General features: G+C 63.9%; 10 protein-coding genes. 5 read left to right on the top strand and 5 right to left on the bottom strand.

The window, feature by feature from the left end:
- Nucleotides 1-72: 72 nt before the first annotated feature.
- The 5 genes from sucC (at nt 73) to KK137_RS12750 (ending at nt 5,014) form a co-directional block, all read left to right on the top strand.
- Nucleotides 73-1,272, top strand: coding sequence for an ADP-forming succinate--CoA ligase subunit beta (gene sucC / locus KK137_RS12730; RefSeq protein WP_214536861.1), 1,200 nt, complete (start codon nt 73-75; stop codon nt 1,270-1,272).
- Between the two features lie 90 nt (nt 1,273-1,362).
- Nucleotides 1,363-2,112, top strand: a complete 750-nt coding sequence (locus tag KK137_RS12735; protein WP_214537511.1) for an electron transfer flavoprotein subunit beta/FixA family protein — start codon at nt 1,363-1,365, stop codon at nt 2,110-2,112.
- Complete coding sequence (locus KK137_RS12740; protein ID WP_214536862.1) at nt 2,109-3,044, top strand: electron transfer flavoprotein subunit alpha/FixB family protein; 936 nt, start codon at nt 2,109-2,111, stop codon at nt 3,042-3,044. Before KK137_RS12735 ends, KK137_RS12740 begins: the two co-directional genes overlap by 4 nt.
- A 58-nt stretch (nt 3,045-3,102) precedes the next feature.
- Nucleotides 3,103-3,972, top strand: coding sequence for a hypothetical protein (locus tag KK137_RS12745; RefSeq protein WP_214536864.1), 870 nt, complete (start codon nt 3,103-3,105; stop codon nt 3,970-3,972).
- A gap of 103 nt (nt 3,973-4,075) precedes the next feature.
- Nucleotides 4,076-5,014 carry a hypothetical protein gene (locus KK137_RS12750; RefSeq protein ID WP_214536865.1) on the top strand — a complete coding sequence of 313 codons (939 nt, stop codon included), beginning with the start codon at nt 4,076-4,078 and terminating at the stop codon, nt 5,012-5,014.
- A 9-nt stretch (nt 5,015-5,023) separates the two neighbouring features.
- Here KK137_RS12750 and KK137_RS12755 read toward each other — a convergent pair whose 3' ends face one another.
- The 5 genes from KK137_RS12755 to KK137_RS12775 all read right to left on the bottom strand — a co-directional run bounded on the left by KK137_RS12755 (nt 5,024) and on the right by KK137_RS12775 (nt 11,982).
- Nucleotides 5,024-5,554, bottom strand: coding sequence for a GNAT family N-acetyltransferase (locus KK137_RS12755; RefSeq protein ID WP_250893848.1), 531 nt, complete (start codon nt 5,552-5,554; stop codon nt 5,024-5,026).
- Nucleotides 5,545-6,753 carry a DUF445 domain-containing protein gene (locus tag KK137_RS12760; RefSeq protein ID WP_214537513.1) on the bottom strand — a complete coding sequence of 403 codons (1,209 nt, stop codon included), beginning with the start codon at nt 6,751-6,753 and terminating at the stop codon, nt 5,545-5,547. The genes KK137_RS12755 and KK137_RS12760 overlap by 10 nt, the downstream gene beginning before the upstream one ends.
- Nucleotides 6,754-6,856: 103 nt before the next feature.
- A complete protein-coding gene (locus tag KK137_RS12765) occupies nt 6,857-10,252 on the bottom strand; it encodes an efflux RND transporter permease subunit (protein ID WP_214536866.1) in 3,396 nt (1,131 codons plus the stop codon).
- On the bottom strand, nt 10,249-11,457 hold the full coding sequence (locus KK137_RS12770) for an efflux RND transporter periplasmic adaptor subunit (protein ID WP_214536868.1): 1,209 nt from the start codon (nt 11,455-11,457) through the stop codon (nt 10,249-10,251). The genes KK137_RS12765 and KK137_RS12770 overlap by 4 nt, the downstream gene beginning before the upstream one ends.
- Nucleotides 11,458-11,715: 258 nt before the next feature.
- Nucleotides 11,716-11,982 carry a GlsB/YeaQ/YmgE family stress response membrane protein gene (locus KK137_RS12775; RefSeq protein WP_214536870.1) on the bottom strand — a complete coding sequence of 89 codons (267 nt, stop codon included), beginning with the start codon at nt 11,980-11,982 and terminating at the stop codon, nt 11,716-11,718.
- Nucleotides 11,983-12,021: the final 39 nt, after the last annotated feature.

Consider the following 12,021-nt stretch of genomic DNA (forward strand, 5'->3'; position numbering starts at 1 on the left):
TTTGCAAGCGCGGCAAGCAATGCTTATGCGCGCCCCAGCGCATTTCCCGACTCCCGGAAGGCAGATCCCCAGATGAACATTCACGAATACCAGGCCAAGGAACTGCTGGCGAAGTTCGGCATCGCTGTCCCCGCAGGTCACGCAGCCCTCAACGCGGAAGAAGCGGTCGCGGCTGCCCGCCAGTTGCCGGGCCCTCTCTATGTGGTGAAGGCGCAGATCCACGCCGGCGGACGCGGCAAGGGCAAGTTCGCGGAACTGCCCGCCGACGCCAAGGGCGGCGTGCGCCTGGCGAAATCGATCGAAGAGGTCGAGGCCAACGCCCGCGAGATGCTTGGCAACACCCTGGTTACGATCCAGACCGGCGCCGCGGGCAAGCAGGTCAACCGTCTCTACATCACCGACGGCGTCGACATCGCCAAGGAATACTACCTCTCCATGCTGGTCGACCGGAAGAGCGGCCGTATCGCCATGATCGTTTCTACCGAAGGCGGCATGGATATCGAAACCGTGGCGCACGATACGCCCGAGAAGATCACCACGATCGTGATCGACCCGGCGACCGGCTTCATGCCGCACCATGGCCGCTCCGTCGCCTTCGCGCTCAAGCTTTCGGGCGACTTGGCCAAGGCCGCACAGAAGCTCTCGGCCCAGCTCTACGAAGCCTTCAAGGCGCTCGACTGCGCGATGATCGAGATCAACCCGCTAGTCGAAACGATGGACGGCCGCCTGCTGGTGCTCGACGCCAAGATGAGCTTCGATTCGAACGCGCTCTATCGCCACCCCGACGTCGAAGCCCTGCGCGATGAGACCGAAGAAGACCCGATGGAGATCGAGGCGTCCAAGCACGATCTCGCCTACATCAAGCTGGATGGCGACATCGGCTGCATGGTCAACGGCGCCGGCCTGGCCATGGCGACGATGGACATCATCAAGCTCAATGGCGCATTCCCAGCCAACTTCCTCGACGTCGGTGGCGGCGCTTCGAAGGAAAAGGTCACGGCCGCGTTCAAGATCATCCTTTCCGACCCCGCAGTGAAGGGCATCCTGGTCAACATCTTCGGCGGAATCATGCGCTGCGACATCATCGCAGAAGGCATCGTCGCGGCGGCAAAGGACGTGAACCTCTCCGTTCCGTTGGTCGTGCGCCTTGAAGGGACGAACGTGCAGCTGGGCAAGGACATCCTCGCCAATTCCGGCCTGCCGATCATCCCCGCCGACGATCTGGGCGACGCTGCCAAGAAGATCGTGGCCGAAGTGAAGCAGGCAGCCTGATCTGGACGGCCCGATCTTGACCCTTGGCGCAACAAGCGCGATGACTAGCGAAATATTATTGCGCACACGTTCGTGCGCTGGAGGATGGCTATGAAGGTCCTCGTGCCCGTGAAGCGGGTGATCGATTACAATGTCCGCCCGCGGGTGAAAGCGGATGGCAGCGGAGTCGACCTCGCCAACGTCAAGATGAGCATGAACCCGTTCGACGAGATCGCCGTCGAAGAGGCGATCCGCCTCAAGGAAAAGGGCCATGCGGAAGAGATCATCGCGGTCTCTATCGGCCCGGCCAAGGCGCAGGAAACCCTGCGCACCGCGCTCGCCATGGGGGCCGACCGGGCAATCCTGGTCGAGACCGACGATGCCGTAGAGCCGCTGGCGGTCGCGAAGATCCTCAAGGCCATTGTCGACGAGGAACAGCCGGGCCTGGTCGTGATGGGCAAGCAAGCCATCGACGACGACAGCAACCAGACCGGCCAGATGCTCGCCGCGCTCACGGGCAGGCCGCAAGGCACCTTCGCCAGCAAGGTGGAGATCGAAGGCGAGAAGGTCACCGTGGTTCGCGAAGTCGACGGCGGGCTTGAGACGGTCTCGCTCAGCCTGCCCGCCATCGTCACCACCGACCTGCGCCTCAACGAGCCGCGCTACGCTTCGCTGCCGAACATCATGAAGGCCAAGAAGAAGCCGCTCGACGTGAAGCCCGCGGCGGACTTCGGGGTGGACCTCACGCCCCGGCTCAAGGTGCTCAAGGTCTCCGAGCCGCCGGTGCGCCAGGCAGGCGTCCAAGTGGGCTCGGTCGACGAGTTGGTGGCTAAGCTCAAGGTATTGGGATTCGTAGCATGACGGCGCTGGTATTGGTCGAACACGCTGGCGGCGCCGTCCATGACGCGACGCTCGCCGCCGTTACCGCCGCGGCGAAGCTCGGGGCGGTCCACGCGCTTGTCGTCGGCGACAGCGCCGAAGCGAAGGCAGCCGGTGAAGCCACGGCAAAGATCGCCGGTGTGGAGAAGGTTCTCGTCGCTGGTGGTCCCGCGTATGCCGGGATCCTGCCGGAAAACGTCGCCCCGCTCGCCGCGCAGCTGATGGCCGGGTACGACGCTTTCGTTGCTCCCGCGACCACGACCGGCAAGAACGTCGCCCCACGCGTCGCCGCGCTGCTTGATGTCATGCAGCTGTCGGAAGTGGTCGGCATCGAGGGTGAGCGCACGTTCACCCGCCCGATCTATGCCGGCAACGCGATCGCCACCGTCGAGAGCAGCGACCCGAAGCTAGTCCTCACCGTCCGCGCCACCGCGTTCGACAAGGCCGCCCCGGAAGGCGGCTCCGGGTCGATCGAGGATGTCGCCGGTCCCGGTGATTCGGGCCTGTCGCAGTTCGTCGGCCTCGACGCTTCGAAGAGCGAGCGGCCCGAACTCACTAGCGCGGGGATCGTCGTCTCGGGCGGCCGTGCGCTGAAGGACGCAGCGACGTTCGAACAGCTGATCGTCCCTCTCGCCGACAAGCTCGGCGCCGCGGTCGGTGCCAGCCGCGCGGCGGTCGACGCAGGGTATATCTCGAACGACTTCCAGGTCGGCCAGACCGGCAAGATCGTCGCCCCTTCGCTCTACATTGCCGTCGGCATCTCCGGTGCGATCCAGCACCTGGCGGGGATGAAGGATTCCAAGACGATCGTCGCCATCAACAAGGATGCCGACGCACCAATCTTTCAGATCGCCGACATTGGCCTGGTGGGCGACTTGTTCACGATCGTGCCGGAGCTGACGCAGAAGCTGTAGTTGCCTGATCTCGTGATCCCGATTAGATTCAAATCATTGGGGGGTTACAATGAGATCGATGGTGATAGCAGCCGGCGCGCTGTGCTTGCTTCAGGCTGGCGTGGCACACGCGCAGAGTGCCTTGCAACTGGCTCCGGCAGAAGAATGGGAACTGGGTAGCGGGCCCGAAAGCTGCTGGATTTCACGACGCTTCGGCGCCGGCGACAAGGGCCTTTTCGTAAGGATAGAGACGTTCGGAACTCGTTCGAGCCTCAGGGTCTTCATGCGGGGCAAGCCGCTGCCGCAGCGGGATAGCGGGATTCTGGACTTCCAGACCCAATATAACCCGAACGGCACAGCAAATGAGCGGGCGGGCATCTTGAACTGGTCCGGCAACGCGCCGACCCTGACCTTTCTTGAGGCCTTGACGCCGATGGAAGGCGCGGGCTCCACTGCCGATCCTCAGGGACAAACCTATTCAGGGCTAGAGCGCACGACACGCGAACTCAAATTGACCTTTAGCCGAGGGTCTCCCGTCTCGCTTCAGCTTGGCTCCATGGAAGCCTCACTCGATCGCTTGCAGGAGTGCGCGCACGGCCTTCCGGCCAAATGGGGGTTCGACGCTGACCAGCAGCGGGCCCTGATCCAGGCGGCGACGCCCATCGACGGTGACCGGTGGATCGATCCCGGATCCTTCCCCTGGGAGTACTTGCGCAGTTACCAAAGTGTGGTGCTCAATCTCAGGCTTCTGGTCGACGACGGGGGGATGCCTACCGATTGCATCGTTCAAGCTCCTCAGTTCGAGCGGGCGGCGTCTGAAATTGCCTGCCGGACCATGATGGCCAACGCCAGGTTCGAACCCGCGCTCGATGCCGAAGGTGAGCCGGTGGCGAGCTACTATACGACCTCAATCTTCTACCGAACCAAGCGCCGCAACGGGAATTCGTAGGTTCGCCCTCGGCCATTTGTCTCCAATTGTCGCATTCCCTCGACTCGTCTTGCATCTCCGCTCGCTGGAAATAGTCTCCTCATCGGGATTGGAGAGGATAGCGATGAGGAAGTTTCTTTCGGCGTGCTCGCTGGTGGGGTTGATCGTTGCGCCTGCGGTTCAGGCGCAGGATGCGGGGGTATTCAAACCAAAAGGTGCGTGGACGGCGGACTACGGCGACGAATACTGCCGCTTGGTTCGCACCTTCAGCAACGGGAAGGAGGAGCTCAGCCTGGCGCTGGAGCGCGTGCAGCCGGGTACCGACGTGCGCATGATCTTTGTCGGCGGGGGGCTCAGCCCTTTCCGTAATGCCGACACGATCGGGTATCAGTTTGGCCCTTCCGGCGCCGCGGCCAAGTCGGGCTATGCCAAATCGACTACGCCCGACGGTAAGCCCTTCATGAGTTTCAACCCGGTGACCCTGGCGCCGCCGCAGATGGGTCCGGGGGCCACGCCGGGGTCGCCACCGCCCGCGTTCGATCCGTCCAAGCCGTTTGTTCCCCCGCCTTACGATCGAGCCAAGGAACAAGAGGCCGCGACAGGCATCAGCGCGATTGCGCTCACCGAAGGGCTTACTTCGCCGGTCACGATCGAGACCGGCTCGCTACGCGCTCCGATGGCGGCGATGCAGAACTGCGCCGATGACCTGCTCAAAGTCTGGGGCCTCGATCTGGAACAGCACAAGACGATGACCGCCCCTGTGGCCTTGGTACCCAACCCGCAGGGCGTGCTGCCACAAGGCACGATCCCGTTTTCCGAGTTCGGCAAAATGGCCACGGGGGGGAACCTGGTCCGCGTGATCGTGGGTGCGGACGGCAAGCCGACCTCCTGCCAGATCTATTCGCCGACGCTCTCCGAAACCCTCAACAGCAAGATCTGCAAGCTGGTGATGGACAAGGCTTCGTTCGTCCCGGCCAAGGATGCGGGTGGCCAGGCGATGGCGAGTTTCTGGATGGGCAGCCCGATGTTCCTTGGCCCACCGTTCCCGGGCGGCCGCCGCTAACCGAGGCCGCTACCTCGGCAGCCTTTCGAACAGGCGAACAGCACCGCCTTCAGGCAGCTTGGCTTCGCGCATGGGCGTGAAGCCCAGCTTGCCGGCAAGGCGTATCGAGGGCTCGTTACCCGGTTCGATCATGCACACGATGCGGCGCCCGCCGTGCTCGCCGCCGAACCATTCCAACACCGCTTCCATCGCTTCCCGAGCAAGGCCGCGGCCGACCTGATCGTGACGCAGTATCCATCCAGCCTCCGGCTGATCGTCGAAGTCCGGCCCAAGTCCGCGCAAGGTGTGAAACACGCCGCAGTTGCCAATGATCTCCTTCTCGCTGCGCAGGCGCACGGTGAAGGCCCCGTAGCCGTAGAGCATCCAACTTCCGGCATTGCGGCAGAAGCGCGCGAAGTGATCCGCCGGGCCCTTGTGCGCCGCAAGATAGCGAGCCGTCTCCTCGTGGGAGACGATCGCCATGTTGGCGGCAAAATCGCTTGCGACCGGCGGGCGCAACTCCAGTCGAGCGGTCGTAAGCACCGGCATGATCACAGCCATTGCGAAAGCGCGTGGATCACCACGCCCACCAGGCCACCGACGAGAGTGCCGTTGATGCGGATGAACTGCAGATCGCGACCCACCGCCCGTTCGAGCCGGCTGGTCAGCGTCCGGGCATCCCAGCGGCGCACGGTTTCGGATACGAGCTGGACGATTTGTGAGCCGTAGCGCGTGGAGATTCCGACCACGGTGCGCCGCGCGAAGCGGTTGACCTGCCATTGCAACGCCGGGTCCTGCTGCAACGCCTTGCCCAACTCCGAAAGTGCGCCGCCCAGTTGTCCCGCAAGCGCCGCGTCGGGGTTGCGGGCCATGTCGATCAGGGAATGGCGGAGGTTCTCCCACACGCCCATCCACCATTGGCCCACCGCCGGATTGGCGAGGATATCACGCTTGACCGCTTCGACTTTCTCGCGCGTTTCGGGATCGTGAACCAGGTCGCGGGCCAACTTCTCGAGCGATTCCTCGACCGTCTTGCGCAGCGGATGCTCGGGATCGACCAGGACTTCGGCGAGCAGACGATACAGACCATCGAGCACCGAGTTCGCCAACCGCTCGTCCAGGCCCGTCCACCGCAGCACGGCATTGGCGCGTGAGTGTATCATCTGACGCACCATGTCTTCGTTGCGCTCGAGCGCCACGCCGGCCCAGTGGATGAAGCCGTCCAGCAGGGGCTTGTGACGCCCGTCCGCGATCGCGGCGGACAAGACACTGCCGAGCAAAGGGGATACCTCGATCCGCTCCGCCTGGCGCACCAAGCCCGCCTTGACCTGATTGCCGAGCCGTTCGGGATCGAGCGTCTCCAGCAATTCGGCTAGCAGGCCCGCAGCGCCCTCGCTGATCCGGCCCCGCCCTTCGGCGGGACGCAGGACCAGGAAATCCCCCAGCGCCTTGGCGAGGTTCATGTCTCGCATGCGGCGCGCGACGACCGTCGGGATGAGGAAGTTGGTCCGCAGGAACCCGGCCATCGTATCGGCGATCCGGTCCTTGTTGGCCGGGATGATCGCGGTGTGCGGGATCGGGATGCCGAACGGATGGCGGAATAACGCGGTCACGGCGAACCAGTCGGCCATACCGCCGATCATTCCCGCCTCGGCGAAGGCGCGAACGTAGCCCCAGGCCGGATGCGTGTGCTCGAACTGCTTCGCCACGACAAAGACGGCCGCCATCAGGACGAGCAACAGGGTGGCGGTGAGGCGCATGGGCCGCGCGCGGTCGACAGGCGGAGCGGCCGTCACCGCGACAGCTCCCACGGGTCGAGGCGCCGGCAAGGCCGGGACCTGGCCCTCCAGCGGGCCGGGGGCCTTACTCGGCGGGATAGGCCTCCGGCGGGCTGGCCAGATTGTCGCCTTCCTTATAGGTCAGCAGCTTGTCGCGCAGCCACGGTCCGATCCGCTTCTCGAAGCCGTCGGCGAGGCTGAAGCCGGCCGGCACGATGATCAACGTGAGCAGCGTGGAGAGCAACAGGCCGCCGATCACCGTCGTGCCCATCGGCGCGCGCCAGGCGGCGTCGCCCGAGAGCGACAGCGCCGTGGGGATCATGCCCGCGGTCATCGCCACGGTCGTCATCAGGATCGGCTGCGCACGCTTGTGCCCGGCATCGATGATGGCCTCCTTTTTCGGCACGCCGTTGGCCATTTCTTCGATGGCGAAATCGATCAGCAGGATCGAGTTCTTGGCCACGATCCCGAGGAGCATCAGCAACCCGATATAGACCGAGATCGATATCGGCTGACCGAGCGCCGCGATGGCGATCAATCCCCCCAACGGGGCGAGCAGCAGCGAGGTCATGTTCACCAGCGGCGAAACGAAGCGACGGTAGAGCAGGACCAGGACCGCGAAGACCATCAGGATGCCGCTGACCACGGCGATGATGAAATTCTGGATCAGCTCCTGCTGCCACTTCTCGTCACCGACCGGGGCATTCGACACGCCCTGTGGCAGGTTCTTCATAATCGGCAGCGCGTAGATCGCATCCTGGACCGGGCCCTTTACCTCGCCCGGTCCGAGATCGGCGCCCACGAAGATGCGGCGCGTCTGATTGAAGCGCTGGATCTGCGTCGGACCGGCGCCAAAGCTGATCTCCGCCACGCGGCTTAGCGGTACCGAACCACCAGCGGCCATCGGCACAGGCAGATTCTCGATCGTCGAGATATCCCTGCGCGCGGTCTTGTCGAGCACGACACGGATCGGCACCTGGCGATCGCTGAGCGAGAACTTGGCGGCGTTCTGGTCGATTTCGCCCATCGTGGCGATGCGGATGGCCTGGCTCAGCGCCGAAGTCGTGACACCAAGCTGCGCCGCCAAATCGAGGCGTGGAGTGATGATAAGCTCGGGCCGCTGCAAGTCTGCGGCAATACGCGGCGCCACCAGACCCTTCACGCCCTGCATCTGCTCCACGAGCGTCTGCGCGGTGCGCTGCAGGAGTTGCGGATCCGAGCCGGTCAGCATGATCGAGATATCGCGCCCGGTGCCACCACCGCCTTGCCCAGCGAAAGTAACCCTCGCATCGGGCACCAGTTGGAGTTCGGGCATGACGCGCCGCTGGAATTCATAGCTGGGGACCGCGCGGTCGGACTTGAGCACGATAAACAGGCGCGCATTGCCTTCGTTGATGCGCTCGAGAATGCGTTCGACCTCGGGCTGCTTCTGCATGATCGCGGTGACCTCGTCGGCCACGACCTCGGTCTGCTCGATCGTCGTCCCCGGAACCATCTCGATCGTGAGCTGGCTCGTGTCCTCGTCCGTCGTCGGCTGGAACTGCTGCGGTATGGTCATGAGCAGCACAACGGTCAGGCCGAGCGCGCCTAAGCCCCCAAGGAACATCCAGAACCGGTGATCGCGCATCCGCGCCTTCATCCGGCCCACGAAGTATTCGTGCCAATCGGCAAACTGGTCACCGAACACGTTGGCAATCATGCGAATCACGACCCGCACAACGAGTGCGGCCACCACGGCAACGGCCAGCTTCAAGACCAGGACACCCCAGCCCGGCAGAGTATCCGCCGGAATAACCAGGCCACCATAGGCAAAGACGACGTAAAGAACGGCAACGAGAAGCGCGGCAAAAACGATCTCGATCAGATAGAACCACCCGTGACCCTGAACCGGCTGCAGCCGGGCCCGATAGGCTTCCACCTTTTCCTCGTTAAGCGTCCAGGTCAGGAGCTTGAGGTAACCCGCCATCAAGGGGCCGCCCGCGTGCTCCGCGTGGCCTTTCGCCTTGAGGAAGTAGGCCGCGATCATCGGCGTGATCATACGCGCGACCGTAAGGCTCATGATGACGGCGGCAACCACGGTCAGACCGAAGTTCTTGAAGAACTGCCCGGAAATACCCGGCATCAGGCCCACGGGCAGGAACACCGCCACGATCGACATGGTGGTCGCGACCACGGCAAGGCCGATTTCGTCGGCCGCGTCGATGGCGGCCTGATAGGCGCTTTTGCCCATGCGCATGTGGCGCACGATATTCTCGATCTCCACGATCGCGTCGTCGACCAGGACGCCGGCCACGAGGCTCAGCGCCAGCAGCGACAGCTCGTTGAGCGTGAAGCCGAGCATGTCCATGAACCAGAAGGTCGGAATTGCCGATAGCGGGATCGCCATCGCAGAGATCACCGTGGCTCGCCAGTCGCGCAGGAACAGGAACACCACGATGACCGCGAGGATCGAGCCCTCGATCATCGCTTCCATCGAACTGACGTACTGTTCCTTGGTATAGTCGACGCTGGTGTAGAGTTGCGTGAAGCGTATCCCCGGGTTTTCCTTCTGGATATTCTTCATTTCCGCAATCGCGGCGTCGTAGACCGTAACGTCGGACGCGCCCTTGGCTCGCTCGATCCCGAAGGTCACCACCTGGCGGCCCGCGAGCTTGGCGATCGAAGTCTGTTCAGAATAGCCATCGAAAACGTCGGCGATGTCGTCGAGCCGGATCGACCGGCCCCCACTCAGGCTGATGCGGGTATTGGCCAGCTGCAGCGCCGTATCGGCATTGCCTAGCACGCGGACCGACTGACGTGAGCCGGCGATCTCAGCCGCGCCGCCGGCAGCGTCGGTGTTGACCTGACGCACCGCCTGGTTGACCTGCGATGCCGTGACCCCCATCGCCTGCATGCGAGCCGGGTCGAGCACGACGCGGATTTCGCGGTCGACACCGCCCGCGCGGCTTACCGCCGCCATGCCTGGAAGCGAAAGCAAGCGTCGAGAAACCTGGTCGTCAATGAACCAGCTGAGCTGCTCCATCGTCATGTCGTCGGCACTGACCGCGAAATAGCCGATCGGTCCGCTGCCCCCGATCTCGACCTTCGACACGAACGGCTCGAGAATGCCGTCGGGCAAGTCACTGCGAACCTGGTCGACCGCGTTCTTGACCTCGTTCACGGCTTCGTTCGAATCGGTGCCGATCACGAACTGGACCATGGTGTTGCTGCTGCCCTCGCGGGCCGTGGACTGGATTTCGTCCACGCCGTTGACCGAGCGCACCGCGGCTTCGATCTTCTGGGTGATCTGCGTCTCGATCTCGGTCGGGGCGGCGCCCGGCTGGCTGATCGTGACGTTGACGGCCGGGAAGTCGATGTCCGGGCTGCCGTTCACATCCATGCGGCTGAACGAAACGAGCCCGGCCAGCGTCAGGCCGATGAAAAGAACTATCGGGACGATCGGATTACGGATCGACCATGCGGAGATATTCCGGAAGTTCATTGACCGGGTGCCTGATTGCCCCTGTTCGCGGCGACAGCATTCACCTTATCGCCCGGGTTGAGGAACCCGCCGGCGCGTTCGACCACTTTCTCCGAACCGCTTAGCCCGGAAGTGACGGTGATCCCCTCTTCGGTGACCACCCCGGTCGTAACCGCGCGCCGTTCGACGCGGCTGTCCTTGTTCACGACGAAGACGAAGCTGCCCTTCTCGTCAGACTGGATGGCGCTTTCGGGCAGACGAGGCGCAACGACCTGCCCGCGCGAAATCTGCGCCGAAGCGAAGCCGCCCGGACGGATCGCCTTGTCGTAAGGCAAGGCAATACGAGCGACGCCCTGGCGGTTCTGCGCGTCGATGACCGGGGCAAGCTGCCAGATCTGGCCGACGAAACTCTTGCCGCTGCCCACGGGAACGACCGTTGCCGCCGAACCGACCGAGACGGCAGCGAGGTCGCTCTCACTCAGGTTCGCGAGCAGTTCCATTTGACCGCCGCGAGCGATCGAGAACAGCACGCCAGAGCCGCTACCGACGACTTGCGCCGGCTCGACATTGCGTTCGAGTACAAGGCCGGCATCCGGCGCGACGATGTTGAGCCGCGCATTGCGGGCCAGCAGTTCGCGATATTGAGCTTCGGCCACCTTGACCCGTGCCCGCGCCGCGTCACGCGTCGCGGTCAGCCGGTCAACATCGGCCTTGCTGATGAAGCCGCGATCCACGAGCTGCAGCGCGCGATCGAGATTGGACTGGGCAAGCTGCGCATCGGCCTTGGCCACATCGACGGATGCGGCCGAGCTGCGGGCCTGTTCGGTCTGCACCGAGCGGTCGATCACGGCCAACACCTGTCCGGCGCCGACCCAGTCGCCCGGCTCTACGAGTACGCTCACGACCCGGCCGCCTTCACCCACCACGCCAACAGGAAGTTCGCGACGGGCGGCCAGAGTGCCGGTGGCATTGATGGTTCCGGCGACGTTCGACCGGCCGGGCGCCACGACCGTTACGGTCGGGACCTGTTCACCGTCGGGAGCGGGAAACGGGGATTCCTCTTCACCGCCCATCAAGGCGACGGCGCCGCCGATCAGCAAGGCAGCCAGCACAATGACGGCAACCACCGTCCAGCGCTTACGCGTACGGCGCGAGCCGCTATCGAAATCCTCGACTTGCACTTCGGGAGCGCCGCTGAGGTCCGCAACTTTCGCTTCGTAATTCATCAGCGCATCAGCCTTGTAGCTTCAACCCACGCTTTTGCGGGCGAGGCCATACCATGTTTATTGCCGCAGCGCACCGGAAGCCTGCGGCTTGTCGCGTGCCGCATATACGGCCTCGCGCTGCACCGCAACGTACTGCTCCATCAAGGACTTCCCTGAATCGACGAAAGACTAGGGCCCTGACCCCGCTCTCCCGCAGAAATAGGCGGGCCGCCTGCGCGACCCGCCCGCTGTACTATTTTGTATCAAATTGTCCGCGGCTTATCGGACCCGTCCTCTCTGGACGAGGTTCACGATCCCCAGCAGCACGACCGCCCCGATCACCGCAATGATGAAGCCGGTCAGGTTGAACGACTGGATCGAGCCCTGGACGTTGAAGAGAACGCCGGCCAGCACGTTACCGAGCAGCGCACCGACGATACCGACGATAATGTTCATGAAGATGCCCATGGACGCGTCACGGTTCATAACCATGCTGGCAAGCCAGCCCGCCACGCCCCCGACGATTATAGCGATTATCCAACCCATTGGTCAGGTCCTCCTGCTTGTCGCACCTCTCGTGCGCAC

The sequence above is a fragment of the Croceibacterium selenioxidans genome (genome assembly GCF_018599195.1).
In the GTDB taxonomy this organism is placed as follows: Bacteria; Pseudomonadota; Alphaproteobacteria; order Sphingomonadales; family Sphingomonadaceae; genus Croceibacterium_A; species Croceibacterium_A selenioxidans.